This is a genomic window from Klebsiella sp. 28, assembly GCF_018223905.1.
Taxonomy (GTDB): Bacteria; Pseudomonadota; Gammaproteobacteria; order Enterobacterales; family Enterobacteriaceae; genus Klebsiella; species Klebsiella pneumoniae.
On record NZ_JAGRQY010000031.1, the window covers coordinates 1 to 26,978 of the forward strand.

At 57.3% G+C, this 26,978-nt stretch carries 26 protein-coding genes, 2 tRNA genes and 5 pseudogenes; 19 read left to right on the forward strand and 14 right to left on the reverse strand.

Annotated elements, in window-relative coordinates; genetic code table 11:
- Positions 1-470, reverse strand: a 470-nt coding sequence (locus tag KHQ28_RS06140; RefSeq protein WP_181824150.1) for an adenosylhomocysteinase, incomplete at its 3' end; no start/stop codon positions are given.
- A 198-nt stretch (positions 471-668) separates the two neighbouring features.
- On the opposite strand from KHQ28_RS06140, the gene KHQ28_RS06145 reads away from it, so the two are divergent.
- On the forward strand, positions 669-1,400 hold the full coding sequence (locus KHQ28_RS06145) for an HPP family protein (RefSeq protein WP_002911879.1): 732 nt from the start codon (positions 669-671) through the stop codon (positions 1,398-1,400).
- Positions 1,401-1,421: 21 nt separating this feature from the next.
- Here KHQ28_RS06145 and KHQ28_RS06150 read toward each other — a convergent pair whose 3' ends face one another.
- Entirely contained in the window at positions 1,422-1,811 is a 390-nt protein-coding gene (locus tag KHQ28_RS06150) for a tautomerase family protein (protein WP_004175282.1), read from the reverse strand.
- Between the two features lie 115 nt (positions 1,812-1,926).
- On the opposite strand from KHQ28_RS06150, the gene KHQ28_RS06155 reads away from it, so the two are divergent.
- The gene (locus KHQ28_RS06155; protein WP_004180478.1) at positions 1,927-2,883 is read left to right on the forward strand and encodes a LysR family transcriptional regulator; all 957 of its coding nucleotides are present in this window, start codon (positions 1,927-1,929) and stop codon (positions 2,881-2,883) included.
- On the opposite strand, the gene KHQ28_RS06160 is transcribed toward KHQ28_RS06155, so the two are convergent.
- A complete protein-coding gene (locus KHQ28_RS06160) occupies positions 2,843-3,583 on the reverse strand; it encodes a hypothetical protein (protein WP_004180477.1) in 741 nt (246 codons plus the stop codon). The two genes, KHQ28_RS06155 and KHQ28_RS06160, sit on opposite strands and share 41 nt — an antisense overlap.
- Before the next feature lie 46 nt (positions 3,584-3,629).
- A complete protein-coding gene (gene shiA, locus KHQ28_RS06165) occupies positions 3,630-4,949 on the reverse strand; it encodes a shikimate transporter (protein WP_004158843.1) in 1,320 nt (439 codons plus the stop codon).
- 307 nt (positions 4,950-5,256) lie between these two features.
- On the opposite strand from shiA, the gene KHQ28_RS06170 reads away from it, so the two are divergent.
- Entirely contained in the window at positions 5,257-5,754 is a 498-nt protein-coding gene (locus tag KHQ28_RS06170; RefSeq protein ID WP_016831857.1) for a molybdopterin-dependent oxidoreductase, read from the forward strand.
- Positions 5,755-5,764: 10 nt separating this feature from the next.
- On the forward strand, positions 5,765-7,675 hold the full coding sequence (locus KHQ28_RS06175; RefSeq protein ID WP_004196289.1) for a bifunctional diguanylate cyclase/phosphodiesterase: 1,911 nt from the start codon (positions 5,765-5,767) through the stop codon (positions 7,673-7,675).
- 21 nt (positions 7,676-7,696) lie between these two features.
- Here the strand turns inward: KHQ28_RS06175 and KHQ28_RS06180 are convergent, their stop codons facing one another.
- Positions 7,697-7,798: a hypothetical protein gene (locus KHQ28_RS06180; protein WP_072159889.1), complete on the reverse strand. Its 102-nt coding sequence runs from the start codon at positions 7,796-7,798 to the stop codon at positions 7,697-7,699.
- Between the two features lie 97 nt (positions 7,799-7,895).
- On the opposite strand from KHQ28_RS06180, the gene KHQ28_RS06185 reads away from it, so the two are divergent.
- Positions 7,896-8,228, forward strand: a complete 333-nt coding sequence (locus KHQ28_RS06185) for a DUF1971 domain-containing protein (RefSeq protein ID WP_002911866.1) — start codon at positions 7,896-7,898, stop codon at positions 8,226-8,228.
- A gap of 6 nt (positions 8,229-8,234) precedes the next feature.
- Positions 8,235-8,570, forward strand: a complete 336-nt coding sequence (locus KHQ28_RS06190; RefSeq protein ID WP_002911862.1) for a DUF1869 domain-containing protein — start codon at positions 8,235-8,237, stop codon at positions 8,568-8,570.
- A 5-nt stretch (positions 8,571-8,575) separates the two neighbouring features.
- Here the strand turns inward: KHQ28_RS06190 and KHQ28_RS06195 are convergent, their stop codons facing one another.
- Positions 8,576-9,490 (reverse strand): LysR substrate-binding domain-containing protein, encoded by a 915-nt coding sequence (locus tag KHQ28_RS06195; RefSeq protein WP_002911860.1) that lies wholly within the window; start codon positions 9,488-9,490, stop codon positions 8,576-8,578.
- Positions 9,491-9,621: 131 nt separating this feature from the next.
- Between KHQ28_RS06195 and KHQ28_RS06200 the strand changes: the two genes are divergently transcribed.
- From KHQ28_RS06200 to KHQ28_RS06210, 3 genes are all read left to right on the forward strand, one after another.
- On the forward strand, positions 9,622-10,197 hold the full coding sequence (locus KHQ28_RS06200) for a hypothetical protein (RefSeq protein WP_004175291.1): 576 nt from the start codon (positions 9,622-9,624) through the stop codon (positions 10,195-10,197).
- Between the two features lie 192 nt (positions 10,198-10,389).
- The gene (locus tag KHQ28_RS06205) at positions 10,390-11,226 is read left to right on the forward strand and encodes an alpha/beta fold hydrolase (RefSeq protein WP_004180471.1); all 837 of its coding nucleotides are present in this window, start codon (positions 10,390-10,392) and stop codon (positions 11,224-11,226) included.
- A 206-nt stretch (positions 11,227-11,432) separates the two neighbouring features.
- Positions 11,433-12,404, forward strand: a complete 972-nt coding sequence (locus KHQ28_RS06210; protein WP_002911798.1) for a sensor domain-containing diguanylate cyclase — start codon at positions 11,433-11,435, stop codon at positions 12,402-12,404.
- Here KHQ28_RS06210 and KHQ28_RS06215 read toward each other — a convergent pair.
- A complete protein-coding gene (locus tag KHQ28_RS06215; protein ID WP_032418696.1) occupies positions 12,401-13,504 on the reverse strand; it encodes an AarF/UbiB family protein in 1,104 nt (367 codons plus the stop codon). The genes KHQ28_RS06210 and KHQ28_RS06215 overlap by 4 nt on opposite strands.
- Before the next feature lie 153 nt (positions 13,505-13,657).
- On the opposite strand from KHQ28_RS06215, the pseudogene KHQ28_RS29100 reads away from it, so the two are divergent.
- Positions 13,658-13,732: pseudogene (locus KHQ28_RS29100) on the forward strand (type II toxin-antitoxin system PemK/MazF family toxin); the annotation flags it as partial.
- A gap of 53 nt (positions 13,733-13,785) precedes the next feature.
- On the opposite strand, the gene KHQ28_RS06220 reads toward KHQ28_RS29100, so the two are convergent.
- Positions 13,786-13,861: transfer RNA gene (locus tag KHQ28_RS06220), tRNA-Asn, on the reverse strand.
- A gap of 5 nt (positions 13,862-13,866) precedes the next feature.
- On the opposite strand from KHQ28_RS06220, the gene KHQ28_RS29680 reads away from it, so the two are divergent.
- From KHQ28_RS29680 to KHQ28_RS06230, 3 genes are all read left to right on the forward strand, one after another.
- On the forward strand, positions 13,867-14,019 hold the full coding sequence (locus KHQ28_RS29680; RefSeq protein WP_004225945.1) for a DUF5951 family protein: 153 nt from the start codon (positions 13,867-13,869) through the stop codon (positions 14,017-14,019).
- A gap of 34 nt (positions 14,020-14,053) precedes the next feature.
- Complete coding sequence (locus KHQ28_RS06225; RefSeq protein WP_004151469.1) at positions 14,054-15,490, forward strand: EmmdR/YeeO family multidrug/toxin efflux MATE transporter; 1,437 nt, start codon at positions 14,054-14,056, stop codon at positions 15,488-15,490.
- Positions 15,491-15,618: 128 nt separating this feature from the next.
- Positions 15,619-15,694 (forward strand) — tRNA-Asn (locus KHQ28_RS06230).
- Positions 15,695-15,855: 161 nt separating this feature from the next.
- Here the strand turns inward: KHQ28_RS06230 and KHQ28_RS06235 are convergent.
- Together KHQ28_RS06235 and pmrD are read right to left on the reverse strand one after the other, a co-directional pair.
- Complete coding sequence (locus KHQ28_RS06235; RefSeq protein WP_004148975.1) at positions 15,856-17,310, reverse strand: AMP nucleosidase; 1,455 nt, start codon at positions 17,308-17,310, stop codon at positions 15,856-15,858.
- Between the two features lie 129 nt (positions 17,311-17,439).
- Positions 17,440-17,685 carry a signal transduction protein PmrD gene (gene pmrD, locus KHQ28_RS06240; protein ID WP_004141189.1) on the reverse strand — a complete coding sequence of 82 codons (246 nt, stop codon included), beginning with the start codon at positions 17,683-17,685 and terminating at the stop codon, positions 17,440-17,442.
- A 272-nt stretch (positions 17,686-17,957) separates the two neighbouring features.
- Between pmrD and KHQ28_RS06245 the strand changes: the two genes are divergently transcribed.
- Positions 17,958-19,580: a carboxylesterase gene (locus KHQ28_RS06245; protein WP_032418702.1), complete on the forward strand. Its 1,623-nt coding sequence runs from the start codon at positions 17,958-17,960 to the stop codon at positions 19,578-19,580.
- On the opposite strand, the gene KHQ28_RS06250 is transcribed toward KHQ28_RS06245, so the two are convergent.
- The 3 genes and pseudogenes from KHQ28_RS06250 to KHQ28_RS06260 all read right to left on the reverse strand — a co-directional run bounded on the left by KHQ28_RS06250 (position 19,491) and on the right by KHQ28_RS06260 (position 22,230).
- The gene (locus KHQ28_RS06250) at positions 19,491-20,423 is read right to left on the reverse strand and encodes a nucleoside recognition domain-containing protein (RefSeq protein ID WP_032418704.1); all 933 of its coding nucleotides are present in this window, start codon (positions 20,421-20,423) and stop codon (positions 19,491-19,493) included. The two genes, KHQ28_RS06245 and KHQ28_RS06250, sit on opposite strands and share 90 nt — an antisense overlap.
- Before the next feature lie 120 nt (positions 20,424-20,543).
- Positions 20,544-21,506: an MDR family oxidoreductase gene (locus tag KHQ28_RS06255; RefSeq protein ID WP_223175060.1), complete on the reverse strand. Its 963-nt coding sequence runs from the start codon at positions 21,504-21,506 to the stop codon at positions 20,544-20,546.
- A pseudogene (locus tag KHQ28_RS06260) lies at positions 21,397-22,230 on the reverse strand (TetR family transcriptional regulator C-terminal domain-containing protein). The gene KHQ28_RS06255 and the pseudogene KHQ28_RS06260 overlap by 110 nt, the downstream one beginning before the upstream one ends.
- 590 nt (positions 22,231-22,820) lie before the next feature.
- Between KHQ28_RS06260 and KHQ28_RS06265 the strand changes: the two are divergent.
- From KHQ28_RS06265 to KHQ28_RS06285, 5 genes and pseudogenes are all read left to right on the forward strand, one after another.
- Positions 22,821-24,455 (forward strand): annotated as a pseudogene (locus tag KHQ28_RS06265) (Na+/H+ antiporter).
- A gap of 313 nt (positions 24,456-24,768) precedes the next feature.
- Positions 24,769-25,152 (forward strand): annotated as a pseudogene (locus KHQ28_RS06270) (helix-turn-helix domain-containing protein); the annotation flags it as partial.
- A gap of 11 nt (positions 25,153-25,163) precedes the next feature.
- Positions 25,164-25,283 carry a phage virion morphogenesis protein gene (locus tag KHQ28_RS06275; RefSeq protein ID WP_095516808.1) on the forward strand — a complete coding sequence of 40 codons (120 nt, stop codon included), beginning with the start codon at positions 25,164-25,166 and terminating at the stop codon, positions 25,281-25,283.
- Positions 25,284-25,417: 134 nt separating this feature from the next.
- Positions 25,418-25,669, forward strand: coding sequence for a hypothetical protein (locus KHQ28_RS06280; protein WP_001287855.1), 252 nt, complete (start codon positions 25,418-25,420; stop codon positions 25,667-25,669).
- 29 nt (positions 25,670-25,698) lie between these two features.
- Positions 25,699-26,535: a hypothetical protein gene (locus tag KHQ28_RS06285; protein WP_223175058.1), complete on the forward strand. Its 837-nt coding sequence runs from the start codon at positions 25,699-25,701 to the stop codon at positions 26,533-26,535.
- A gap of 19 nt (positions 26,536-26,554) precedes the next feature.
- On the opposite strand, the pseudogene KHQ28_RS06290 reads toward KHQ28_RS06285, so the two are convergent.
- A pseudogene (locus KHQ28_RS06290) lies at positions 26,555-26,710 on the reverse strand (IS630 family transposase); the annotation flags it as partial.
- Between the last annotated feature and the right edge of the window lie 268 nt (positions 26,711-26,978).

Below are 26,978 nucleotides of genomic sequence, written 5' to 3' on the forward strand. Positions count from 1 at the left end.
CAGTTAAAGATCGGATAGCCTGGCTGAATATCCCCCAGCCGATTGACGCCCGAGCCGGTGGCTTCCAGACCCGCCACGATGTTCCCAAACTCGCCGCGCTGGTGGAGCAGGGTGGTGATATCGGCGCCCATCTCGCACAGGTGAGTGGGCTGCCAGGCAATCGCTTTTTCCCATGACTGTTGCCAGTCGGCATCGCTCATATTGCGCCACGCGCAGGCCTCGGCGCCGCGCTCCACCAGCCAGGCCACCACGTCGTCCTGCACGGTGGTGGGGTTACAGGTGGTTAAAAAGACCTGAGCGCCCTTGTCGAGGATCCCCTGCACCAGCGGGATCATTTTCATGTCGAGGTGCATACAGCAGGCCAGACGCACGCCGCTGAGGTCGGGCAGCGCGGCGACCTGACGCAGGGTACGCGGCATATTCTGGCTGGCCCATGCCACTTCTTTCGCTAAAGAGATTTTATTATTCACTGGGTTATGACCTTCAATTCGCAAAAGGGGTATCCCCCTGACCGAAAAGGGATTCTATCAGCCCCCGCGAGAATTCACAGCACAATGCCGTCGGACATCGCCGCCCGCGCTATCCCCTGCGAAAGACAGGGTTGTTAATTTAAGGTTAAAAAAAGAAAATAAAATATAAGTAATTCCTATGATTTGAGCGATGAAGCGATGTTGAGTGTTATTCCTGCGGGGATATTTTCACGGCTGCGGATTTTCCTTGGCCGCCTGAAGCCGCACGCGCTGCCGGTGGCCCGCCGGCATATCGTGCTGGGATCCATTGGCGCCGGCACCGGACTGGCGGTGACCAGCATGTTCAGCCACTGGCTGCTCGGCGAAGTCAATCTGTGGTTTATTGCCCCGATGGGGGCCTCGGCGGTACTCCTGTTTGGCGTACCGAGCAGCCCGCTGGCGCAGCCGTGGTCGATTGTCGGCGGCAACGTGCTGTCGGCGCTGATCGGCGTCACGGTGGGTATGCTGGTCCCCGATGCGGCGCTGGCCTGCGGTCTGGCGGCGGCTCTGGCCATCGCCGGGATGTATTTTCTGCGCTGTCTGCATCCCCCCGGCGGCGCGGTGGCCCTGACGGCGATCCTCGGCGGCGCCGGGGTGCACAGCGAAGGCTATCACTTTGTGCTGACCCCGGTGCTGCTCAACTCGCTGATGCTGGCGCTGCTGGCTATTGTGTTTAATAACCTGGTTGGCCGCCGTTATCCGCATCCGCTGGCGGCGGAGGAGGTCAAATCCAGGGCGGTGCCGCTGGGTATTTCGGTCACCCGGGAAGATATTCACGCCGCGCTGCTGGAAGGCCAGTTCCTCGACATTGATGAAGACGATGTCCAGGAGTTGCTGGAGAATATCGAGCAGCAGGCGCGGCAGCGTATCGCGACGGCAGCCCGCCGCTAAGGGCGTACTGCGGGCTGCGGGTTACAGATCGCCGGTAAGATACTGCGCGACCCCGCGGCCAAAGCTCCAGTCGCCTTTCTGGTTACTGATAATCGACACCATCAGGTCATCGCCGCTCAGGCCGCAGTGTTCCGCCAGCTCCTCCTGCAAAATGGCGAAGAAGCGCTGCTTCTGCGCCTCGCTGCGCGGGCTGGTATAGACCCGCACCACCACCAGATCCCGCGTGCGGGTCAGTCCGAGGCCGGTATCTTCAATCACCATATGGTGGGCTTTGTTTTCATGAACAATCTGGTAACGGTCGCGTTCTGGTACCTCGAAGGCGCGTAGCACGGCGCGATGGGCGGCATCCAGCAGGGTTTTGACCTCCTGTTCCGTACGGCCTTCAATCAGGTCAAATGTCAGTAATGGCATGCAGGTGCTCCTTATCGTTAGGGAATAATGATGGGCTCAACAAGATGCTAGCCGATGCCGCCGTCGGCAAAAACCGCTATAGTTGAATACATTGTTTTTACTGGTGAACAATCACATGAGCGAGAGTCGTCCGGAGAGTTACTGGCCCCATCTGTACTGGCTGACGGTGCTGGAAGAACAAAAAAGCTATACCCGGGCCGCGGAAAAGCTGGGGATCAGCAAGTCGGCTATCAGCCAGAAAATCAGCGAGCTGGAGCGGGTGACCGGTAAAACCCTCGTCCATCGCACCACCCGCAGCGTGAGCCTCAGCGACGACGGACTGCGGCTGGTGGCGGAGCTCAACGAGCCGTTTGGTCAGCTGCGGGATATTTTCACCGGCGCCTGCGATGAGGGCGGGCCGCTGCGGGGAACGCTGCGCCTGACCGCGCCGGTGGCCTTTTCCCGCCAGCAGCTGGTCCCGGCAATCGCGCCTTTTTTGCATCAGCATCCCCAGCTGCATCTGCAGCTTGAGGTCACCGACCGGCTGGTCTCTCTGGCCAGCGAAGGGTTCGATCTCGCCATCCGCCACTGTCGGCGCGAGGCGCTCCCCGATACCCACGTCGCCTGGCCGCTGTGTCACACCGCGACGCTTACCGTCGCGTCCGCCGACTATATTCGCCGCCATGGCCGCCCGGAGACCCCCGAAGATCTGCGCCACCACCAATGCCTGACCTATCCCCGTGGGCCACAGCGCCCGCAGTGGACGTTCGCCTCCCGTCAGTCGCCCGATGCTCGGGTGACCATCAACGTGCAGGGGCCATTCGCCACCAATAACAGCGAGTCGCTACGTGATGCGGTGCTGGCGGGGCTTGGGGTGGCGCTGTTGCCGGATTTCAGCGCCCGGGAGGCCATTGGCCGCGGGCTGGTGCAGGAGCTGCTGCCGGCGTGGCAGCCGGTGGAGGTGTTTGCCGACCGGCTGTACGTCATTCGGCCCTATACTCCGCGCGTGTCGCGCGCGGTGGAAACCTTCAGCCGCTACCTGAAAGCGACCTTCAGCGAGCCGCGTCCAGCTCCTGCGCCAGCGTCTCGCTAAAGCGGGGCAGCAGATGGCGCTCGCCGGGAAGCAGCTGCGCGAGAGTAACGGTCTTGTCAGCGCAATAGACCCGCTCGCTGCCGAGCTGCGCTTCGAAGGCGTTCGCCGCCTGATGCGCCGCGCTCAGATCGGCGTCAATAAGGATCACCGCATGGGCCAGCACCACGTGGCCGCCGCCCGCCGCCAGCGGCCGCCAGTACTGGGCGGTACCGACAATCTTGCGCGCCTCCGCGCCTTCTCCGCAGGCAAGATTATACCGGCCATCGCAAAAGGAACCGCTCACCGCCCGGGGGTGGCTGGCAACGCCGAAGCGCGCGAGGGTGCGCTGCAGAACAGCGCACAGCGAATGATAGATCGGTTCGGCGGCTTCGCCGAGCGGCTGCTGTACCGGCCAGGCGAGGCTAAGGTTGATAATGCCCGGCCCCTGGGGCACCAGACCGCCGCCGGAGCGGCGAAGCCATACCGGCCAGCCGCGCGCGGCAAAATGCGCGCTGACCGCCGGCAGATCCGTAAACTGACGATAGCTCCCCGGCACCACCAATCCCTGCGGCGCCTGCCAGAGCTGGGCGACGGCCTCGCCGGCGCTGGCTTTGGCAAACAGCGGCTGTTCCGCCTGGGTGGGATCCTCGCAAAACTGCAGCGCCAGCGAGGAGGGGGAAAAACGGCGAGGCCAGCAGTCGGCCAGGGTTAACTGAGACATGCATTCTCCTTACCGGAGGGCGCGGGTTACGCCCTCCGCTGGTGGGTCAGTCGACGGGGTGCTTTTTCATAAGCAGCGCGGTGAGCGCTGACAGCAGGCATCCTGCGGTCAGATAGAGGGCCACGCTGTGCCACGATCCGCCGGAGAAGGTGACCAGCGCCGCGGCAATAAACGGGGTAAAGCCGCCGCCGACCACGCTCGCCACCTGGTAGCCGACGCCGGCGCCGCTATAGCGATAGCTGGCGCCGAACAGCTCGGTAAACATCGGCTGCTGGACGCAGACCACCATATCATGGGCGATATTGGCCAGCATCAGGGCGAAGAACAGGATCCAGAAAACGGACTGACTCTCCAGCGCCATAAAGAACGGGAAACCGCTCAAAGTGCCGATCAGCGCCCCGGTGATATAGATCCGCCGACGGCCAAAGCGGTCTGCCAGCCAGGCGAAGCAGGGGATAGTCAGGCAGCTAAGACCGCCCACCAGCAGGCCAATGTTGAGAAACAGCTCGCGCGGCAGGCCGAGGTTTTGCGTGGAGTAGTTGAGGGCGAAGGCGGTGACGATATACATCGTCAGCAGCTCACACAGACGCAGGGCGATAATCAGTAAAAACGCTCCCGGATGGCGAAGCAGCGCTTCCACTACCGGTAGCCGCTTTTTCATCTGCGGCGCGTTGTCCTGGCTCTGCTGCGCTTCAAACTCCTGCGATTCCGCCATGCCGTTACGGATCCACAGCGCAATAAGGACCAGCACCACGCTGAACAGGAACGGTAAGCGCCAGCCCCAGCTGAGGAACTGCTGGTCGCTGGTCAGGCTGCTAATCAGCGATACCAGCCCGGTAGAGAGCAGGAGGCCGACGCCGTAGCCCACCTGCACCCCGCTGCTGTAAAAGGCTTTTTTCCCCTGTGGGGCATTCTCCACCGAGAGCAGCGCCGCGCCGCCCCATTCGCCGCCGACGGCGAATCCCTGAACCGCACGCAGGAACACCAGCAGCACCGGCGCCCACCAGCCGATCTGGTTGAACGAGGGGAGCAGGCCGATGCAGGCAGTGGCGATACCCATCATCCAGACGGTCATCATCAGCATCCGTTTCCGCCCGAGGCGATCGCCGAAGTGGCCAAAAATAATTCCGCCGAGCGGGCGAAAAAGAAACCCAACGCCGAAGGTGGCAAAGGCGGCAAGCGTTCCCATCGCCGGGCCGATTTGCGGGAAAAATTCGCGGTTGAACACCAGCGCGGCGGTAATGCCATAGAGAAGAAAATCGTACCAGTCGACCACCGCGCCGGCAAAACTACCCCAGGCCGCCCGCCGGGCGCGATGTAGTGAATCTGGCGCCTCGCCGGGCTGCACGCTTATTGTTGAATCCATACCCTGTCCTGTCAGTCACGTACTTCATTGTTATTGGAATGAGACGCTTTTACCGTTGCGTCTGCTCTGAGACTATCGCGCAGCGGCCGTGGAGGAAAGTAGTTTGCCTGCTAAGCGGGGGAGATGGCGTAAAAAAGAATCGATGGGAAAGGCGGGCGAAATCACACCTTGGACTCAACATTCTGGCAATTTGCCATCCAGCTTATACTTTTAATTAAATCAACGGATAACAAAGATGGACACCTTTTAAGAATCGACGTAAATGGTTTACACTTAACGTGTCTCCCTCTCTGGAATGGTGAGTAAAATGCGTCTACTTCTTGCAGTTTTATTTTGTTCTGTCATGTTGCCTTCTGCTTATGCTGAAAAACTGCCTGCGCCGACAGGAAAACCTGTGCTGACCATTTCCGGAAAAATCGGAAATATGAATGTCGGCGACAAGGCCGTTTTTGATCTCGCAATGCTGGAAAAACTGGGGATGAAGACGATAGAAACCACCACCCCCTGGTACACCGGCAAGGTTCGTTTTGACGGCATTCCCCTTAATAAACTCATGGATTTAGTCGGCGCGAAAGGCACATCGGCCCGCGTGCTGGCGCTGAACGACTACACCACCATTATCCCGATTGATGATTTTTATAAATTCCCGGTCATTATGGCGTTAAAAATGAACGGTCAATATATGCGCATTCGTGATAAAGGCCCGTTATTTATTGTCTACCCTTACGACAGCAGTGCTGAATTACAGAACCAGATCTATTATTCCCGATCGGCCTGGCAAGTTTCAAAGATGATTATAGAATAAGGGTTGGATCTTGAATCGAATACTCACGGCTATTATTTTGTCGTTATTTGTTGTCACCGGATATATTACTTATCTGGTGCATGAGCGACAAAGTGAGTTGCAAAAATTTACCCGCTATACGGACTCGTGGTCAATGTCGCAAATGGTGTCGGAATATATGCGGCTGGAGTCTCGTCTGGCGGGAATGGCGATTGGGGCCGAAGGGGCGGACCACGATGAGGTGCGCCTGCGTCTTGAGATCATGATGAGCCAGATCGAGCTTCTGCAAGAGGGCGATCTGGGTAAATTTATCAATAAAAGCGAGCAGCGGAAGACGGTGGTTGCGACGCTGATTCGTAATCTTCATCTGCTCGATAAACAAGTTGATACCATGACGCCGGAGCAGGTCAGACAGATCCTGCCGGTGTTAAGCGAGCTTGATGGTCCGCTGACCTCAATGGCCGCCGCCACCCTGACGCAAGATATCAATATCGTTAATATCACCCATGATAAAATCCAGCATCTCTATTATATCTACTCGGTGATCTCCATTCTGCTGATCGCCATGTGTATAACTCTCGGTCTGCTGATGCTCCGACAGAATAATAATCTGCGTCGCGCCCATGTTCGTATGAAAACGCTGGCCAACGATCTGCAGGCCTCGAAAGAGAAGCTGCAGGTGCAGAACCGCCGGCTGCAGTACGATGCCTACCATGATTCGCTGACCGGTATGCCCAACCGTCTCTCTTTCTGGCAGCGGCTGCAGGAGATCGTCAACCAGGTGCGTCCGTATAAGGGATGCGCCGTGGTGATGCTTTTCGACCTCGACAGCTTTAAGGATGTGAACGATACCCTTGGCCATGATGCTGGCGATAAGCTGCTGCAGGATCTGGCCAGTCGCCTCTCTTTTTTCCGCAAAACCTCCGAGACGCTGTATCGCCTTGGCGGTGATGAGTTTGCGATGCTCTCCTACGATCTCACTGAGGAGATGGCCCTTGAGCGGGCCAATGTTATCCGGGAGAAGATCAGCCAGCCCTATCAGATCTACGATGCGCAGATTAATATCGACGCCTGCATTGGGATCGTGATCTCTGACGGTGAAAGTCGTACCGATTATCTGTACAAGTGCGCCGACCTCGCGCTGTATGAGGCGAAAAAAGAGGGTAGCGGCCATGTGCAAATCTTCCGGCCGGGGATGCTGCAGCGCCTGCAGGAGAACAAATCGTTTGAAGACGATCTGCTGCAGGCCCTGGCCCATGACGAGTTCAAAGTCTACTATCAGCCGATCGCCGATACCGTCACGCGCGAAATCTACGGCTATGAAGCGCTGGTTCGTTGGTTCCATCCGGTGCGCGGCGCCGTGCCGCCGACGGTGTTTATTCCGGTGGCAGAGAAAATCGGTCTTATTAATGCCCTTGGCGAATGGGTGCTGAAAACCGCCTGTGCCGAAGCGGCCAGCTGGGCGACGCCGCTGAAGGTCTCGGTCAACGTTTCACCAATTCAGTTGATGAATACATCGCTGACCGACACCATTATCGAGGTGCTGCATCAGACCGGCCTCGATCCGCGACGTCTTGATCTGGAGATCACCGAGTCGGACGTATTCAATGAGAACACCCGTTCGCTGGAAATTCTCAGCCAGCTGCGCGAGCAGGGCATTCAGATCTCCATCGATGACTTTGGTACCGGCTATTCTTCCCTGTCCCGTTTAAGCTACTTCCCGTTCGATAAAATTAAAATCGACCGCTCGTTTGTCATCAATATTCCGGAACAAAAAGACGATCTGGATATCGTCCGCCTGATTATCAGCATGGGAAAGAGCCTGCATATGCGCATTGTGGCGGAAGGTGTAGAGACCGAAGAGCAGTTGGCTTCGCTGCAGGCGCTGGGCTGTGACCTGGTTCAGGGATATTTAATCGGCAAACCGAGTCCGCTGCGCTAACAAATTTTAACGCGTTTATTTTTATTCTCCGGGCGATTTCAGGATCCTGAAATCGCCTTTTTTATTTTCTCTTAGCGCTAATCCCTGCGAGGTATAAAAAGGAGTAGGCGTAAAATTCCACAACAAAATAATATCCTTAACGTTTAAAAGGGGTATATGATATGCATCATATAGGCTATTTCTGAACGTCGCGTTTGAGACGGTAAAGTGAGGCACAATCATGCAGCGAATCATTATTCCCACCCATTACGTTCACACCCGTAGCACGCCGCTGTGGACCAAAGAGACCGCCCCGGCCTCTATCTGGCGCCGCCATCTGGATGCCGGCACCCGGCAGGGCGTCTACCCTCGTCTCTCGGTGATGCAGGGGGCGATCCGCTATCTCGGCTATGCCGATGAAACCAGCCCCGAGCCCGTTGAAACCCTGACTATTGAAGCCGGCCAGTTTGGCGTCTTTCCGCCGGAGAAGTGGCACTGTATTGAGGCCCTCTCAGAGGACACGGTTTTTAATGTCGACTTTTATGTTGATCCAAAAATTCTCATCGAGGGATAACAAGAGATGACCAGTGAAAATAAAGGTTATACCTTAGCGCTAGAGAATGGCCGACTTCACCAGAAGCAGGAAAAAATATTTCTCAAACCAATGGTGTTGTATATTCCACAGCAGGCGGTGGAGGCCGTTAATGACCTGCTGAGCAAGTTGCCGGACGACAGGGAAGAGGGGGAGTTTCTGTTGACGGTCACCAATAACAATAACGGCGTCTCGGTTGATAAAACCTTTTCCTCGCTGGCGGCGCTGCGCGACCCACTCACCGCGGCTGATGCGGTGAAGGATCTGATCAATATCGTTCGCGGCTACGAGTCCGATGAAGAGACCAACGTCTGCGGCTGGTAAGCCCGCTATCCCGCAGTCGGATGGCCGCCGTCGCCCGACGCCATCTGGCTGAGCAGCCACTCCCGCAGAGCGATAATATCCGCCCGCTGCGCTACCGCTTCGGTAGTGACCAGGTAGTAGCGGGCGCCAGGCAATGCGTTGCTGAACGGCGCGGACAATACGCCGCGCTGCAGCAGATCCCGCGCCAGCAGTTCGCTGGCGATCACCACCCCCTGACCGGCCACCGCCGCCTGCAGGGCATGGGTCTCATCGCTAAAGGTTAACCCCGCATCAATATTCAGCGTCGGCGGTCCATAGCGCCGACGCCAGTTCTCCCAGCTCGGCGAATCAGCTGGCACGCGCCGGTTGGCAACGTGAAACAGCGTCACCCGCTGCAGATCTTCAGGCCGGCTGAGGCCCAGAGTCGGGCTGGCGACCACGATAAAGCGATCCTCATACAGCAGCGTGCAGTACAGGTCCGGCTCCGGCGTTTCACGATAGCGAATCGCGGCGTCTACCGTGCCCAGATGCAGATCCACTCGTTCGACGCTGGTGTGTAGCCGCAGGTCGATAGCCGGAAAGCGGGCGGTGAAATCCGCCAGCCGCGGCACCAGCCAGTGGGTGAGAAAATTGGAGGTGGTGGTGACGGTTAAGGATGGCGGCTGACGGGCATGAGCGATCTGGACGACGGCCTGTTCCAGGGCGCTAAAGGCGCGTTGGGTGGCGGCGTAAAGGATCTCGCCATCAGCGGTCAGACTGACGCCCTGCGCGCTGCGTTCGCAGACCCGGCACTCCAGCACCGACTCCAGCAGTTTAATCTGATGGCTGACCGCCGTCGCGCTGACGCCGAGCGCCTCGGCGGCCTGTTTAAAACTGCGGTGGCGGGCGACGGCATGAAAAGCGCGTAGCGCCCCCAGCGGCGGCAGACGGGGCGGTCTCATGGCTGAGTTTTTCTCATCTATGGCTGAAAACTATGCGTTTGTGTAAAGCGATAGTGTGGCGATAGGCTACGGGCATGTAAAGACAATGACATGAATTAAATTCATGCAGCTTCGCCTGTCAGGAGTCAACTATGCACGTTGTAAGCCGCTACACCGCCGCGGAAGCCGCGGCAACGATCGACCCCCGCGGCCGCGCTATCGCCCTTAGCGTGGTCATCGCCGCCGGGGCCTTGCTGTTAATCATGCCCCCGGTTATCGGGGTGACCGGCACGCTGAGTCTGCTGACGGCGCTGATTGCGGCCTTTGGCGTCGGGTGGGGATTCACTCGCGGACAATCCTGGCTTTATCGCTCACCCCTGGCGGCGACGCGCTGGGCCTTTCTGCTGTCAGCGGCCGGCTGGCTGCTGGCGCTGGTGGCCTGGTATGGCGGGCAGGACTGGCCGGCACTGCTGCCGGGCGTGGCGTGCGGTGGGGCGGGAGCGGCTGTCGCCTGGCGCATTGCGGCGGGTAGGACGGCGCTGCCGGGGATGCGGGTCAGCGGCGCCACGGTGCTGAGCGTAGCTATCGCCATCGCGGCGACGCTACTGACCTGGCATACTGCGGGAGGAGGACGCCATGGCGTCTGCTTTGCCTTCGCCGTGCTGCTTGACTGGGCGCTGCTCGGCGCGCTGATGGTGCGGATCCGCCAGCAGGAGAGTGCGGCCTGATACCAGACGCGGTCTGGTCCAGGATCGGCGAATCAAGCGAGACAGGGTAAGTTGTCCCGCCCGGCGTTAAATATCTTCTACACTGTTACAGGCATCACATTCCTGTGCGGTCGGCACTCCTGCCGGCCGCCGTCGGCGTTCAGCCCAGGCACGGGCCTGCAGGCTGGTTATCCTGAAAGAGGAGTCTGTAATATGGCATTTGTCACCACCCAAGACGGCGTCAATATTTACTTTAAAGACTGGGGTCCAAAGGAAGCTCAGCCGATTGTTTTTCATCACGGCTGGCCGTTAAGCGCTGACGACTGGGATAACCAGATGTTATTTTTCCTTGCCGAAGGGTTCCGGGTCATCGCTATCGATCGTCGGGGTCATGGCCGCTCCGATCAGGTTAGCGAGGGGCACGATATGGACCATTACGCGGCGGACGTCTCGGCGGTGGTGGAGCATCTGGATCTGCACAATGCGGTCCACGTCGGGCACTCCACCGGCGGCGGCCAGGTCGCACGCTACGTCGCCCGCTATGGTCAGCCGCAGGGGCGGGTGGCGAAGGCGGTGTTAATTAGCGCCGTCCCGCCGCTAATGGTGAAAACCGAGCAGAATCCGGGCGGGACGCCGATCGAGGTGTTTGACGGTTTCCGCAAAGCGCTGGCGGCGAACCGCGCCCAGTTCTATCTCGACGTCGCCTCTGGCCCGTTCTATGGCTTCAATCGTGATGGAGCAGAGATATCCCAGGGGACGATCCAGAACTGGTGGCGACAGGGGATGATCGGCAGCGCCAAAGCCCATTATGAAGGCATTAAGGCGTTTTCAGAGACCGACCAGACGGAAGACCTTAAGTCGATCACTTTGCCGGTGCTGGTGATGCAGGGAGATGACGACCAGGTGGTCCCCTATAAAAATGCGGCCATCCTGCAGGACAAGCTGCTGCCGAACAGCCAGCTGAAAATTTATCCTGGCTTCCCGCACGGGATGCACACCTCCCACGCCGATACCATCAACGCCGATCTGCTGGCGTTTATCCGCGCCTGATCTGCCCTCTTTGCCGGGCAGAGTGCCGTTAATGGCATTCCGCCAGCGCCCTGGGCGCCAGTCGCCTGGGGCGCGCCGGTTGACGTGCAGAGGAAATCTGCTTAACTCATGGGGTACCTGACGACTATTTTCCCCTCGCAGGATAAAACGCCGGGTTTCTCTGCGGAAACCCGGCGGAATTCTGCGCAAGAGACAAGTGAGAGACAATGAAATTAGCCGGACTTCATCCCGACGAGCAGCGTCGCCTGCAATCGCTACGCTCTTCCGGGCTGTTGAATAGCGGAAAAGAAGAACGCTTCGATCGCCTGACCAGGCTTGCCCGTTCGCTGTATAACCTGCCGGTGGCGTCCATCAGTCTGGTGGGGGAAGATCTCCTGCATATCAAGTCCTGTGCCGGTCTCGATGTGGACACGGTGCCGAGAGATATTTCATTTTGCGCCCATACCATTCTGCAAACCGACCCGCTTATCGTCAACGACATGCAGCAGGACGAGCGCTTTCACGATAACCCGCTGGTCATTGAGGCGCCGTTTATCCGCTTTTACGCCGGGTATCCGGTGCAACTGCCGGATGGCGCGACCGTCGGGTCGTTCTGCCTGATGGATCACCAGCCGCGATCGTTTTCCGCCCATGAAATGCAGATCTTAAGCGATCTGGCGGCGATCGTGGAGGATGAGTTCAAGGTGCTGGATGCGGCAACCTCGGATGAGCTGACGGGACTGTTTAATCGCCGGGGATTCCTCACCCTGGCAGAGTATGCCCTGCTGACGGCCCAGCGCCGCCATGAGCCGGTGAGCCTGGCGTTTGTCGACCTCGATCGCTTCAAGCACATCAATGATACCTGGGGGCATGAAGAGGGCGATCGCGCGCTGATCGCCATCGCCGACTTGATGAAAGCGGCCTTCCGCGAGTCCGATATCCTCGCGAGGCAGGGTGGGGACGAATTTATCATTCTGTTCGCCAATACCAGCCGCCACGATGCCGCGACGGCGATGGAGACGCTCAGCCACAACGTGGCGCGTTTCAACCAGCAGGCGGCCAATCCCTGGCAGCTGGCGTTCTCCTGGGGCTGCGTCGAATATGATCCCGCCAGCCATCCCAGTCTCAACGCGCTGGTGGCCACCGCCGACCGCCTGATGTATCAGGCGAAGCAGAAGCAGGGGCGCGAGCGCCGTTAATCCTTTGCCGCGGCGGCATTCAGCAGGTACTGCTGCGCCTGCTGCCGCTTCTGCGCATAGTCACCGAGCAGTGCCTGCTGAGATTTCCCAACATTGTCGTAAAACAGGCCGCCTTCGTCGGCGATAAAGCGATAATGCTGTTCCAGCTGGTTTATCACCCAATCAATGCGTTGCAGGGTGAGTAAGGTACAGGACTGACCATGCAGGTCGTCTTCAATATCCAGCACATGTGAGCGAAAGGCCTCTACGGCAAACAGCCGGCTCAGCGCGGCAGGGTCCGCCAGCGCCGACTCCCAGCGTGCCGTCAACTGCTGAAAGTGAGCCTGCACCTGCGGGTCAGCGCGCCGGGCGCGAAGCCACACCAGCTTGCGCCGGTAGCTTTCGACCGCCAGCCGCTTCAGATCGCGATAGTGCGCCAGCTGCTGCTCGGCGTCAGGGATCCTGGTCATCAGCCAGCTAAAAAAGAAGCGGGTCTCAAAGCGCTCGACAAAGTGGAACAGGGGAGCGGCCAGACCGTTGCTGTTAAATTCCCTGAGCGGGTCGAAGGGATACATATAGCCAAAATCGAACAGCCACAGCTGCTCCTCCCGGTCCACCAGCAGGTTCCCGCTACAGAGATCCCACTCCATCAGCCCCTGTTCTTCGCAGGCTTCCAGAGTAGTAAATAGCTGGGCGATCAGCGGCGGGGTTAACTGGTGTATCGGCTCGCCATCGATCCAGGGGGAGAGCAGGATGCCGAGGCGATAATCGGCATACAGCGTTGGGACGATGTGGGTGAAGCGCGGCGCGGTGACCGGGTCATCCTTCAGCTGTTGCAATGCCTGCCGACGCTGTACCTCATTTAAAAACGACAGCTGGCCGTTGAGGTTGGCAACGCCGGCGACGGCGCGACGTTTCTTTAAATTGTACTCCTTGCCGGCGATGCGTAGACGATAAACCTCGCCGGTCAGGCCTGAGCCGTATACCTGCACCACATAGGGGGAATCGGGGCCCAGTGCGGCGAGGGTCTCCGGCGGCAGCGGGCAGTGGCTGACGTTGCCGACGATAAGAGGTTCTCCGCTGCGATCGAACGCCTGCTGTTGCTGTTGTCTGAGGTTCATGATGCCTCCGGGTAAAACGTTAGACAGAGTGGATAATCCACGCTATCTCACCCGCAAACGATAGTGAATTCATCCTACTGGCAGGCGCTTTTTCAGGCTGAGCTGGGGTGCGTTCACGGAGGACACGCGGGGCGTAGGGAGGCGGTAGGGAAAGGCAAGCGTCTGGAACGCATACCTGACGTCGTTGTCAACGAGGTGCTTGCCAGGCTGGATGCGATGCTGAGTTAACGTCAGCGACGCAAAAAAGCAAAAAGCCTGCTCGAAAGCAGGCTTCTTAAATTTGGCTCCTCTGACTGGACTCGAACCAGTGACATACGGATTAACAGTCCGCCGTTCTACCGACTGAACTACAGAGGAATCGTGTGGAGTCGTATCTTAGCGGCGAAAAAACTTTTGTCAAACATCAATTCGCCTGTTCAGGTGCAACTGCCGCTTCCATCGACAATTTGTTGTCATTTCCGACAATTATTACGGAAAATACTTTGCAGGATATCCATTTCTCAATCATCATTTGAAATGTTGTTTCAACATTTCTCACTAAGGTCTCTCTTGAACGTCACCTCCGCCGTACGCCAGGCCGTCGAACGGACATCCTGGTTTAAAAAACGTCAGCGTTATCGTGTGCTGTACTGGCGCGAAATCAGCCCTCTCGCTGTGCCCATTCTGCTGGAAAATGCCTGTGTGCTGCTGATGGGGGTGTTGAGCACCTTCCTTGTCAGCTGGCTGGGAAAAGAGGCCATGGCCGGGGTGGGGCTGGCCGATAGCTTTAACATGGTCATCATGTCCTTCTTTGCCGCCATCGATCTGGGCACCACGGTGGTGGTGGCCTTTAGCCTCGGCAAGCGCGATCGGCGGCGGGCGAGGGCGGCCGCGCGCCAGTCGCTGGCCATTATGACGCTGTTTTCCATTTTGCTGGCGGGGGTGATCCATGCCTTTGGCCAGGAGATTATTGATTTTGTCGCCGGCGATGCCACCGCCCAGGTCAAGGACCTGGCGCTGACCTATCTGGAACTGACGGCGCTGAGCTACCCGGCAGCGGCGATTGCGCTGATCGGCAGCGGGGCGCTGCGCGGCGCCGGCACCACCAAAATCCCGCTGCTGATTAACGGCGGGATGAACATCCTCAATATCTTAATCAGCAGCGTGCTCATCTACGGCATCTTCTCCTGGCCGGGACTGGGGTTTGTCGGCGCCGGGCTTGGGCTGACCATTGCCCGCTATATTGGCGCGATAGCCACGATCTGGGTGCTGATGGTGGGCCTCAATCCGGCGCTGCGGCTGTCGCTGAAGGGCTACTTCAAACCCTTTAACTTCGCCATTATCTGGGAGGTGATGGGGATCGGCATCCCGGCCAGTATCGAATCGGTCCTCTTCAATGGCGGCAAGCTGCTGACCCAGATGTTTGTCGCCGGGATGGGCACCAACGTTATCGCCGGCAACTTTATCGCCTTTTCGGTGGCCTCGCTAATTAACCTGCCGGGCAACGCTCTCGGCTCCGCCTCGACGATCATTACCGGCAAGCGGCTGGGAAAAGGGCAGATTGGTCAGGCTGAATTCCAGGCCTGGCACGTATTTTGGCTGTCGACGATCATTCTGACGCTGATCGCCTGGGGCAGCGCCCCCTTCGCCGGCTTTATCGCCTCGTTCTACACCCATGAAGAAGATGTAAAAGAAGTGGTTAAACAGCTGCTGTGGCTCAACGCCCTGTTTATGCCGATCTGGTCGCTGTCGTGGACTTTACCCTGCGCTTTTAAAGGCGCCCGTGACGTACGCTACACCATGTGGGTGTCGATGCTCGGCATGTGGGGCTGCCGGGTGGTGGCGGGCTATACCCTGGGCATCGTGCTGGGGATGGGGGTGATTGGCGTCTGGTTAGGGATGGTGCTCGACTGGGCGGTGCGCGGCGTGCTGTTTTATTTCCGCATGGTGAGCGGCCGCTGGCTGTGGAAATATCCGCGCGTGAAGGCTTCATCGGAGGAAAGCTGAGCCGTTTGCGAGGCTAATCGCCATTTTTTGCGCAAAGTGAAGAATAATTCGGCAAACGATTCATTTTATTGAAAACAGGCTTTGACAGCGCCGGGCGTCATCGATAATATGCGCCCCGTTCACACGATTCCTCTGTAGTTCAGTCGGTAGAACGGCGGACTGTTAATCCGTATGTCACTGGTTCGAGTCCAGTCAGAGGAGCCAAATTTAAGAAGCCTGCTTTCGAGCAGGCTTTTTGCTTTTCTGTCTACCACCTTTCTTCCGTGGACAAACACCGCCGGGTCGTTTGTTTCGCTTATCCGGACGCTGACGCTCCCCAGCGGGTAACGTCAGCGTTTATCTCACGATTCCCACGTCATCGACGATTAACGGAACGGCGGCTCGTTGAAGGTGCGCAGCTTACGCGAGTGCATGTGATCTCCCTCGGCGCGCAGCAGGTCAATCGCCCGGATGCCTATCTGCAGATGCTCGGAGATAGCGCCCTCGTAAAAGCGGTTAGCCTGGCCGGGGAGCTTGATTTCACCGTGCAGCGGCTTGTCCGAGACGCAGAGCAGCGTGCCGTAGGGGACGCGGAAGCGATAGCCCTGTGCGGCGATGGTCGCGCTCTCCATATCGATAGCTACCGCCCGGCTGAGATTAAAGCGCAGCGCCGAAGCGGAATAGCGCAGCTCCCAGTTACGGTCGTCGGTGGTGACCACTGTCCCGGTACGCAGCCGCTGCTTAACCTCTTCGCCGGGCATCCCGCTCACCTGCTTGGTGGCGTCGTAGAGGGCGCGCTGCACTTCGGCAATGCTGGGGATCGGAATATCTGGCGGCAGCACCGCATCCAGTACATGATCGTCACGCAGATAGGCGTGGGCCAGCACATAGTCGCCGATGGCCTGGCTTTCGCGCAGGCCGCCGCAGTGGCCGATCATTAACCAGACGTCCGGCCGCAGTACCGCGAGATGATCGCAGATGGTTTTGGCGTTAGCCGGGCCGACGCCAATGTTAATCAGGGTGATCCCTTTGCCGTCGTGGGTGATCAGATGCCAGGCCGGCATCTGGTGCTTCTTCCACGCCAGATCGGAAATGGCCTGTTCCGGCGCTTCGGTCTCGGCGGTGATCCAGATCCCGCCGGCGCAGGAGAGAGCGATATAGGGGCTGTCGGGATCGAGGATCTGGCTGCAGCCCCAGCTGACGAACTCATCCACGTAGCGGGTATAGTTGGTGAACAGCACGTAGGGCTGGAAGTGTTCCGCCGGCGTGCCGGTGTAGTGACGCAGACGCGCCAGCGAAAAATCGACGCGGCGGGCGTCAAAGTGCGACAGCGGATAGAACTCGGTGGGATGGAACAGGCCATCCGCGGTCTCATCGCCAATTTGTGACAGCTCGGTGGTAGGGAAATAGCGCGTCAGACCGGCGCTCATCGAGCGGTCGAGTGTCAGGGTGGAACCATCTATCACGTAAGGATAGGGGATCTCATGCTGCGACAGCTCGACGCTGATATGTGCGCCATAGTCCTGATACAGCAGGGTCAGCTGTTCCAGCAAATAGTTGCGGAACAGTTTCGGATTCGTAATGGTGGTGGTATAGCAACCGGCATGGGTGAAACGTCCCCAGGCGCGCGTTTTGAGGGCTTTATGATCGGCGCCGTCCCAGGAGACCGACAGCTGCGGATAGACAAAAAGGCCTTCCGCGCGGGCTTCGGTATCGGGGAGCGTATTATGGTCGATATAGTCGCCGATGGCTTTGCGTAACGCCGTGACCGAGGCTTCATAGCGCGCTTCCAGCTCGGCAAGCGCTTGTTCCGGGGTCAGACTGGCGGCCTTGATATTCATGATTCGCTCCTTGTTTCAGGTCTGCTGACATTCCCGATAGTATGTCACAGCGGGAAAATGGCGAAGGAGAATTTATCTGTCAAATGCGACGATACTCAGACCATAACCAGTAAAGGGAGCGGGCTCGTGTTATTTGCCGGCGTTTGTCCAACGCTCGCTGCTATAATGAGTGGCGTTGCGGATCTTCAAAGTTTGCGTCGGATTATTATTCAGACAATAGCGCGCATCGGCCAGCGGAGTGAGTTTATCCCCTTCCCGCAGGCGGAGGCGACAGGCTTCAATCTCTGCGATCATCTCCAGCGCACCGCTCTGAAGCACGACGCGGCAGAGGCTGGCCGAAGCGTTGTCCTGTACTTTTTTTACCCACCACTCCATCTGTTTTTTATCCTCTCATAGCGACATGTGCGTCGATAATTCATGTTTCTTAAAAATCTGACAATAAGATTATCCCCTTGGTTTATGCAGTGTTTAAAAATACGCAACCGATTGTTGATCTGTGCGCTAGGTTTTTTTATGCCGAGGGGCAATGATCTGCCGGGTTTAATTTGCAGGAAGCGATGACTATGCTGAAAAGCAGTCCGTGAGAATAGCCTGTCAGGAAGAGGGCTGATAAGTCCGGCTACGCAATAAATATAAGAGAGAGCGTCATGAAGCATCTATTTCGACACTGGCGAACGTCGGGCGCCGTTATCGGCTCACTGCTGAAAAAAGGGAGCATTGCGGTACTGGCGCTGCTGGTGGTCTTTCTCGCCGGGCGGATCTATGAGTCCCAGCGCGGCCCGGCCCTGCATCGCTGGCATACCTGGAGTGGCAACGAGATGTCGGCCGAAGAGATAGACCAGGCGACCTTTGCCCAGTATCTGGCGCGGGAGAAGACGATTTTCGCCGATCTCCAGCGTGAGGTGACAGAGGCTTTGCCGGAGGAAGATAAAACCCCGGTCAACCGCTTTTATCGTCACAGCCGGGTCTGGCCGGGGCAGTTTCAGCAGGACTGGAACCGTTCTTTTGTGCTGATGCCGCTGGGCAAGCCGCGCGGCGGCGTGGTGCTCCTCCATGGCCTGACCGATTCGCCCTACAGCGTGCGCTATCTGGCGCAACTCTGGCAGCAGCGGGGTTATGTGGCGGTGGCGCCGCGTTTGCCGGGACACGGCACCGCGCCGGGGGCGTTAACGGCGGTTGACTGGGAGACCTGGCTGGCGGCGACGCGTCTGGCGGTACGCGAAGCGACCCGCCTTGCCGGGGCGGACGTGCCGCTGAATCTGGTCGGCTACTCTAACGGCGGCGCGCTGGCGCTCAAGTATACCCTCGATAGCCTGGAGGATAGCCACCTGCGTCAGCCGCAGCAGATCATTCTGCTGTCGCCGATGATCGGCGTGACCGCGTTTGCCCGTTTCGCCGGCCTCGCCGGGCTACCGTCCGTCTTCCCGGCGTTCGCCCGCGCGGCCTGGCTGAACGTGGCGCCTGAGTTTAATCCGTTCAAGTACAACTCCTTTCCGGTCAAGGCGGCGAGACAATCGTGGTTATTGAGCCAGGCGCTGCAGCAGCAGATTATCCGCGCGGCCCGGCAGGGCGAGCTGAAAGCGCTGCCGCCGATCCTCACCTTTCAGTCGGTGATGGATTCCACGGTCAGCACCCGCGCGGTGGTGGAGTCCCTGTATCGCTATCTGCCGGATAACGGCAGCGAGCTGGTGGTGTTCGATATTAACCAGGCGGCGGATCTCCGGGTCCTGTTTCGCCCTGCGCTCTATGCGGCGGTGAATACGCTGCTGCCCCCGGCGCCGCGGGCCTATACCACCACGGTGGTGACCAACGCGACGGCGCACACGCTGCAGACCGTCGCCCGGACCACGCTGGCCCAGGAACGGGAAGAGCATCGTTATCCTTTACACCTGGCCTGGCCGGCGGATATGTACTCTTTGTCGCATGTGGCGGTGCCGTTTCCCCTGAGCGACTCGCTGTATGGTCGCGAGCCGGACGAGAAGAACCGCTACGGCATTAGCCTGGGCACCATTTCACTGCGCGGAGAGACCGGGACGCTGAGCGTGGGGCTGGAGACGTTAATGCGCGTCACCTCCAATCCATTCTTTCCATGGATGATGACGCGCGTCGATGAGCGCATCGCCTGCGGCGAACAGGCGGCGGTGGCGGCCTGCCTGAAAGCGCAGGCCAGAGCAGAGGCGTTAAAACAGGATCAGGTGCAGAACGGTACGCAGCAGGATGCCGACGATCGCCGCGGGAGCCACGAAGCGGAACAGGCGGACAAACCGTGAGCTGATGCCAAGAAAAATGCCGATACCGGGAAGATCAAAGGTCTGGATCAGTAGACCTGCCGAGGCGTTGACCTGGTCAACTGTGACGTTGCCCTGCTGGATCAGCTCGGAAATGACGCCAAAGTAGGCGGTGCCCCCGGCAACGCACTTCACCAGCGCCGGCAGCACAAAGTTCTGCGGGATATGCAGCCAGCTGAGAAGCGGCTTCAGCAGCTGCTGCAGCAGGTCGATAGCCCCGGCGCCCTGCAGCAGCCCGACGATGGTTAACGACAGGATCAGCATTGGCACCGCGCCGAGCGCCAGGCGGATGGCGTCGGAGCCGGCGCTGTTAATCACGGCCAGAATTCCCTGGCTGTTCTGCTCGGCGTTCGGCAGCGCTTCCGCGCGGGGGTTCTCGGCGACCGATAAGTGCCGCCCGGTGACGTGCCAGGCGACGGCGGCCGCGCCCAGGCCGCCGACCACCGAGATAACGATCGAGGCCAGCCAGTGCAGACCAAAAGGGGTAAGAGGATAAAAGACGTTGCCTTGCCCCATGGCGAACACCATGGCCAGCGTGGCGGCCATTTGTCGGTCCGAGACGCCGCGTTTATCCATAATCGACAGCGTGGCGAGCGGGGCGGCAAAGCTGACAAAGTTAATCTGGATCAGGGCGAAGGCGCTCATCCCGGTTAAGCCGAAGGGCTTCAGCAGCGGGGCCACCCAGCGAACAATCACATCGAGGATACCGCGGACCTCAAGGTATTTCATGATGATCAGCATGATCACCATGATCGGCAACAGCGTATACAGCGCGACGTCAACGGACGACTTGCCCGCCGCCATAATGATGCTTATGACATCCATTTACTTTTTTTACCACTCGCAGAGCTATTTGTTCGCGTCATCATAATCCCGTGGGGAAGGAAATGATATGCCTTGATCCCTCTCGGGATCCGGCGCCGCACGGGCGCCGGGAGAAGAGGATTACTGGCCGATATTGACCAGCGTCCGACCATGAATATTATTGCTGAGGAAATCTGCGGCATACGCTGGCGCCTGCTCCAGCGTGATTTCAGTGGCCGCCTGCTGGTAGTAGCTCTCCGGCAGAAGCTGGGCCAGACGCTGCCAGACAGCGTCGCGTTCAGCGGTCGGCACCATCACCGAATCCACCCCCTGCAGACGCACATTGCGCAGAATAAACGGCATCACGGTGGTCGGCAGATCGAAGCCCCCGGCCAGACCGCAGGCGGCGACGCAGCCGCGATATTGCGTTTGCGCCAGCACTTTGGCCAACACCGGGCCGCCAACGGTATCCACCGCGCCCGCCCACAGCTGTTTCTCCAGCGGACGGGTCTCCGCGAAGTCGCTGCGCGGCAGGATCGTATCGGCGCCCAGCTGGCGAAGGTAATCGTGTGTCGATTCCCGGCCCGATACGGCCGTCACCCGGTAGCCAAGGGCTTTCAGCAACACCACGGCGGTGCTGCCGACCCCGCCGCTGGCGCCGGTGACCAGGATATCCCCGCTATCAGGGGTGACACCCGCACTAACGAGAGCATCAACGCATAGCATCGCGGTAAAGCCGGCGGTGCCGATGATCATTGCCTGGCGCGCGCTGAGCGTCTCCGGCAGAGCAACCAGCCAGTCGCCTTTAACGCAGGCTTCGGTGGCCAGGCCACCCCAGTGGTTTTCGCCCACGCCCCAGCCGGTGAAGATCACGGCCTGGCCGGGAACAAAGCGCGGATCGCGGCTTTCTTTCACCTGACCGGCAAAATCAATGCCCGGCACCATCGGAAACTGACGGATAATTTTTCCTTTGCCGGTGATCGCCAGGGCGTCTTTATAATTGAGACTCGACCAGTCGATGGCGACCCGGACATCGCCTTCGGCAAGAGCGGGCAGGTCGATATCTTTGACGGTGGCGACGGTGCGGTTGTCGATCTGGTCCAGAACTAATGCTTTCATGACAGAGTATTCCTCGTCGGAAGGGGGTTATCGGCGCTAGCGCCGTCCTGTGCAGGTGTTTTTGTTGTCATACTGTGCGCAAAAAAATCCCAGTATTGGTTAAGCGGTGCGGCAGACTGGACCAGCCTGGCGCGCATCACCGCGCCTTCCCAGCCGATCCAGAACACCTGGGCCAGCGCCTGCGGTGAGGCGTCGCTGGCGATGGCCCCGGCTGCCTGCGCTTCGCGCAGGCAGCGCGCCACGCGCGACTCCCATGCCGACAGGATAGCCATCAACCGTTGGGGAAACGTCTCGGGTAACAACGGGGCTTCCTGCAGCAGGTTGCCCACCAGGCAGCCGCGGCGAAACTGGAATTTCTCCATTCCCTGACCGGCATGACGCACAAAGGCCGCCATCCGTTCCAGCGGCGGCACGGCGTCGTTCAGCAGGAATTTATCTAATTTATGCGCAAAGAAGTCGCCATAGGCGGCAAGCACGGCGAGGCCAAAGGCCTCTTTGCTTTTAAAGCAGTGATAAAACGACCCCTTTGGCACGGCGATATTCTTGNNTTCTTGATCACCGCATCAATACCCGCCGCGAGATAGCCCGTTTCGGTCAGCACTTCAAGGCCTGAGCGAATCAGCGCCTGACGCGTATCGTCAAACTGGCGATCAACCTTGGGTGGACGGCCGCGGCGGGGCTTCAGGACGGCGGAGGTATCGGGATTCATGATTTAGACCGTGTGGTTTAATTGTTTGTCAGGGTACGCCCAATTCAGGGGTAGGGCAAGCATTGCGCGTAGCGTAAGGCTGGCTGACCAATCATCCTGAACTGGGGGGCGTTAAGAATTATTTATCGCAAATACGTGGTTCGCACTGCCGGCGGGGGCACGAAATATAACTCTGCCGGGTATATTAGACTGGTCATTAATATCCATATTCACAATGCATAATACGAATTAATAATATTGGGAATATATAAACAGCGGGGGGCTGGAGCGGTTGAGTGGTTTTGTCCATGTGAAGAGGCTAATTTGCGAAGTACCCGGTCGACAGTCCCGTGAGGACTTCTCCCCGGAATGCCGGCCGGCGATGATTTGCAGACGATAGCGGATTGACAAACGCGGCTTGATAAAAGACATTGTCACCCCTGATCCGGCACCGGTTGCCACCTCAGTTTAAATATTATCGCCGGCAGACAATGACGTCTGTCTTTAATTATCGGTGACTGGGTAAATAATCTGTTACCGAAACAACACCTGCGAAAAAGGATTAACAGTCTGATGTACAGAATGAATATTGCCGTCAGAGGAGGGGATGAATGTCGCTAATTGCTATCGTGCTGGTCTTTATCATGGCCATCGTGGTGACCGTGTTCCTGTCCCATCTTCTGCCCGTTTAAGTGCCGCTACCGCTGATCCAAATCGCCGCGGGCGCCGCGCTGGCCGCCAGTGGCTTTCAGGTCGATTTTGACCCGCATATTTTTTTACTGCTGTTTATCCCGCCGCTGCTGTTCCTCGATGGCTGGCGCATCCCCAAAGACGCTTTTTTCCGCGATATGAAGCCGATTTTATCGCTGGCGATAGGCCTGGTGATGGTGACTATTCTCGGTATTGGCCTGTTTATTCACTGGCTGATCCCGGCTATCACCGTGGCGGCAGGGTTCGCCCTCGCGGCTATTCTGTCGCCTACCGATCCGGTGGCGGTATCGGCAATGACCGCCAGCTCGCCGCTTCCCTCAAGGATGGCGCATATTCTCGAAGGGGAGTCGCTGTTAAACGATGCTTCAGGGCTCGTCGCCTTTAATTTCGCCATCGCCGCGGTGCTGACCGGCAGCTTCTCCCCGGGAGACGCGGTGGTGAAATTTTTCCTGATGGCCTTCGGGGGCATCCTCAGTGGCCTCGTGGTGGTGTGGGTCACCGGCAAATGTAATAACTTTCTGGTTCGGCGCACCCGCGAGGAGCCAGCCATCCAGATCCTGATCAGCCTGCTTATCCCTTTCGCCGCCTACCTGCTGGCCGAGGCGTTCCATGTCTCGGGCATTCTTGCCGCCGTCGCCGCCGGCATTGCGATGCATTATGAGCAGCTGTCGGGGCCCCGGCTTCCGGCGACGCGCATGAAAAGCAGCGCGGTATGGTCCATGCTGCAGACCACCCTCAACGGGATGATCTTTCTGATGCTGGGCGAGCAGCTGCCGCGCATGCTCAGGACGCTGCCGGCGGTAGCCAGCCAGGCCGGCGTCTCTTCGCCCTGGTATCTGCTGCTGTACGCCGTGGCCATCACCCTGGCGCTCGGTCTGATGCGCTTCGCCTGGGTATGGCTGTCGATGAAGCTGACAATTTTTCGCCGCAAACGTCGAGGCAAGGCCATCACCGTCCGTCCACGATTCAGTATCCTCGCCGTCATGGCGCTGGCGGGAGTGAAGGGCTCTGTGACCCTCGCCGGTATTCTGACGCTGCCGGTGGTGCTGGCAGATGGTTCGCCGTTCCCGGGCCGTGAACTACTGATCTTTCTTTCGATGGCGGTGATCCTGATGTCGCTGGTGGTGGCGGCTATCGGTTTGCCGTTTATGACTCGTTATCTTGCCGATGATCTACCGCATGACACCGGTAAGGACGACATTGGCGCCGTGATGACCGAGGTGGCCATTAACCGTCTTAACGCGCTACTGGACGAGCCGGTGAAGGATCCCAGTGAGCAGGCCCTGCGGGCCGATGCCGGCAATATGCTGCTCGAAACCTATCAGCGGCGGCTTCACTATAACGACAATGACGAGGGGCAGGATGTCGGGCTGGAGCTGGCTAAGCGCGCCAGGCTGGAGAAATATATGCAACGAGAGGTCATTATCGCCCAGCGTCAGGAGCTGTTCCGGCTGCGCCGCGCCCATAACATCAGCGATATCACTTTTTATGAGGTGCTGCGGGAGATAGATCTGAAGGAAGAGAGTTTACGCTAAAGCCGCAATCGCCGGAGGGTGGCCATTCGCCTTCCGGCAGAAGTACCGGCGCTGAAAAGCAAAAAGCCTGCTCGAAAGCAGGCTTTTTAAATTTGGCTCCTCTGACTGGGATCGCTTTTGCCTTTAAGTGGCTAATAAGTAAGCTAAACCTGAATTGCGATGCTGTCAAGACCACCAAAATGACCACCAATAGGCGAAGGTTACATAAATCTAAAAAGCTGCGCGGAATAGTAGATCACTTTGAGTGAACTCAGCCCGGATTGTGCGATCTGATCATCGCCAAACCAACCAATATCACTGACCGGACTGAGTGATGCCGATCATAGCACCAATTCCCCGTGACGAACGACGCCTGATGCAGAAAGCGATCCATAAAACGCACGATAAAAATTATGCCCGTCGGCTGACTGCCATGCTGATGATGCACCGCGGCTGTCGCGTCAGCGACGTTGCCAGAACGCTTTGCTGTGCCCGTTCCTCCGTCGGCCGCTGGATTAACTGGTTCACGCTGTCGGGTGTTGCAGGACTGAAATCATTACCTGCCGGGTGTGCCCGTCGCTGGCCTTTTGAGCATATCTGCATGTTATTACGTGAGCTGGTAAAACATGCTCCCGGCGATTTTGGCTACCAGCGATCACGCTGGAGCTCAGAGCTTCTGGCAATAAAAATCAATGAGATAACTGGGTGTCAGTTACACGGGTGCAGCGCATGGCGCGGGTGCATCATTATGGGTTGCGGGATCGGCTGGTGCGTGGGGGCGAAGATGTGCGGTATGAGGCCAGGCCGCTGATGGGTATAAATAATGAAACAATGGGGAAGATTGAATAAATCATAATTAATAACTTGATTTTGTGATGGCAATAGCTTTTATTTAATTGAGATATATCCCATTGCTATCATCGGTACGATGTAAAATTTGATTTTTCATCGTAGTCTTGTTCTTAGTATTAAAAAGGATTTATATGTCTGAAGATAACGAAATTTCCCAAAATGAAACCACTCCAGAAGTTGCATCTGAAACAACGCCTGTAGTTAAAGTAAGGAAGCCTAGAAAAAAAGCGACCAAACCAAAGCGTGACTTCCCTCAATACTCTCTAGAAGATTGTAGAAAAATAGCTGACTGTCTGAAGGAATTTAACGCCGGTAACCCATGGGCACCAGGTGAAGTTGCTAAAGCACTGGGTTTAGGTAAAGTGCCAATTTTTTCTACATGACTGCGTCTGCTCGAGATTACGGCATAACCGTGGGTACTCGCGACACAAGCAAAATTGAACTTACGGAATTAGGGAAGAGTTTAGTATATCCTAAATCACAGGAGGAAGAAGGCAATGCAATATTAAGTAGCTTCTTAAATATAGACTTATTTAAGAAAGTATATGATTACTATCAAGGTGGTAACCTACCTGAGATTGAATATTTAAAGAATACTCTAAAAACTGAATTCGGTATAGATGATCAATTACAAGACGACTTTTATAACTTATATCAACAAAACCTCAAATACGTTCGAGAAAAAGTCGCTAGAGAAGATAGCATTAGTACTAACTCAGTTAATGACAAAACTGCCACAGCTAGTAGTTCCATTATGCTCGGTGAATCTCAAGGGCAAAGTAAACTTATTGCATTTGTTGCTATGCCTTTTTCAGAAAAAACGTCTAACTACCCGCATGGTTATTTTGATGAAGTACTTAAACATCTCATTACGCCTTCTGCGGTGAAGGCTGGATTTAATGCTAAGACGGCAAAAAAAGCAGGGAGTGAAGTTATTCAATCTACGATTGTCAACGATCTTGATGCTGCTGATCTTGTGATAGTTGATCTAACTGAACACAATCCAAATGTGCTTTTTGAATTAGGTATGAGGATTGCCTTTAGTAAACCTGTCTGTTTGATCAGAGCAAAAGGTACTGCACCTATATTTGATATAGACCACATGTTAAGAGTCTATGATTATAATCCTTGCTTATGGCCTTCTACGCTAGAAAGCGATATTCCACAATTGTCAGAGCATATAAAAGAAACATGGATAAATAGGAGAGAGCGTTCATACCTCGATATTCTTAGAGAAAATAAAAGCTAAATAGTTGCGCGGAATAACGCTACTCTTTTGCCAGCCCATGTTGACCTCCGGAAAACGGGCTGGCGGTTTCCATAAAATGGTGAACTTTTTTTAGCAACTGCCACATTGAACGGCACTGATGATTCCGGGTTATTGTGTCATGTAGCGCCTGTCATAACCGCTCAACGTGGTTCACAGTAAACATCCCGTATAACCGGGTCACGGAGATCAGTCAGGGGAAATGGGGCTGAAATTAATCTCTGTTTGTTGGGCAATACGCCGTTCGCCACAGCGATAAACAGATGGAGCGAGCTATGTCGGCATATGGGCTAATTGCAGGGCCAGTTGATTAATAACAAAAATCCCGCGTAAGTTTCCTTAAGCGGGATTTTCTAAATTTGGCTCCCCTGACTGGGATCGCCATTGCCAGTAACTGGCTAATAAGTAAGCTAAACCTGAATTGC

Coding starts and splice junctions, on each gene's coding strand:
- KHQ28_RS06145 (WP_002911879.1), top strand. CDS start 669: ATGTTGAGTGTTATTCCTGCGGGGATATTTTCACGGCTGCGGATTTTC.
- KHQ28_RS06150 (WP_004175282.1), bottom strand. CDS start 1,811: ATGCCATTACTGACATTTGACCTGATTGAAGGCCGTACGGAACAGGAG.
- KHQ28_RS06155 (WP_004180478.1), top strand. CDS start 1,927: ATGAGCGAGAGTCGTCCGGAGAGTTACTGGCCCCATCTGTACTGGCTG.
- KHQ28_RS06160 (WP_004180477.1), bottom strand. CDS start 3,583: ATGTCTCAGTTAACCCTGGCCGACTGCTGGCCTCGCCGTTTTTCCCCC.
- shiA (WP_004158843.1), bottom strand. CDS start 4,949: ATGGATTCAACAATAAGCGTGCAGCCCGGCGAGGCGCCAGATTCACTA.
- KHQ28_RS06170 (WP_016831857.1), top strand. CDS start 5,257: ATGCGTCTACTTCTTGCAGTTTTATTTTGTTCTGTCATGTTGCCTTCT.
- KHQ28_RS06185 (WP_002911866.1), top strand. CDS start 7,896: ATGCAGCGAATCATTATTCCCACCCATTACGTTCACACCCGTAGCACG.
- KHQ28_RS06190 (WP_002911862.1), top strand. CDS start 8,235: ATGACCAGTGAAAATAAAGGTTATACCTTAGCGCTAGAGAATGGCCGA.
- KHQ28_RS06195 (WP_002911860.1), bottom strand. CDS start 9,490: ATGAGACCGCCCCGTCTGCCGCCGCTGGGGGCGCTACGCGCTTTTCAT.
- KHQ28_RS06200 (WP_004175291.1), top strand. CDS start 9,622: ATGCACGTTGTAAGCCGCTACACCGCCGCGGAAGCCGCGGCAACGATC.
- KHQ28_RS06205 (WP_004180471.1), top strand. CDS start 10,390: ATGGCATTTGTCACCACCCAAGACGGCGTCAATATTTACTTTAAAGAC.
- KHQ28_RS06210 (WP_002911798.1), top strand. CDS start 11,433: ATGAAATTAGCCGGACTTCATCCCGACGAGCAGCGTCGCCTGCAATCG.
- KHQ28_RS06215 (WP_032418696.1), bottom strand. CDS start 13,504: ATGAACCTCAGACAACAGCAACAGCAGGCGTTCGATCGCAGCGGAGAA.
- KHQ28_RS06235 (WP_004148975.1), bottom strand. CDS start 17,310: ATGAATATCAAGGCCGCCAGTCTGACCCCGGAACAAGCGCTTGCCGAG.
- pmrD (WP_004141189.1), bottom strand. CDS start 17,685: ATGGAGTGGTGGGTAAAAAAAGTACAGGACAACGCTTCGGCCAGCCTC.
- KHQ28_RS06245 (WP_032418702.1), top strand. CDS start 17,958: ATGAAGCATCTATTTCGACACTGGCGAACGTCGGGCGCCGTTATCGGC.
- KHQ28_RS06250 (WP_032418704.1), bottom strand. CDS start 20,423: ATGGATGTCATAAGCATCATTATGGCGGCGGGCAAGTCGTCCGTTGAC.
- KHQ28_RS06275 (WP_095516808.1), top strand. CDS start 25,164: ATGGCGCGGGTGCATCATTATGGGTTGCGGGATCGGCTGGTGCGTGGG.
- KHQ28_RS06280 (WP_001287855.1), top strand. CDS start 25,418: ATGTCTGAAGATAACGAAATTTCCCAAAATGAAACCACTCCAGAAGTT.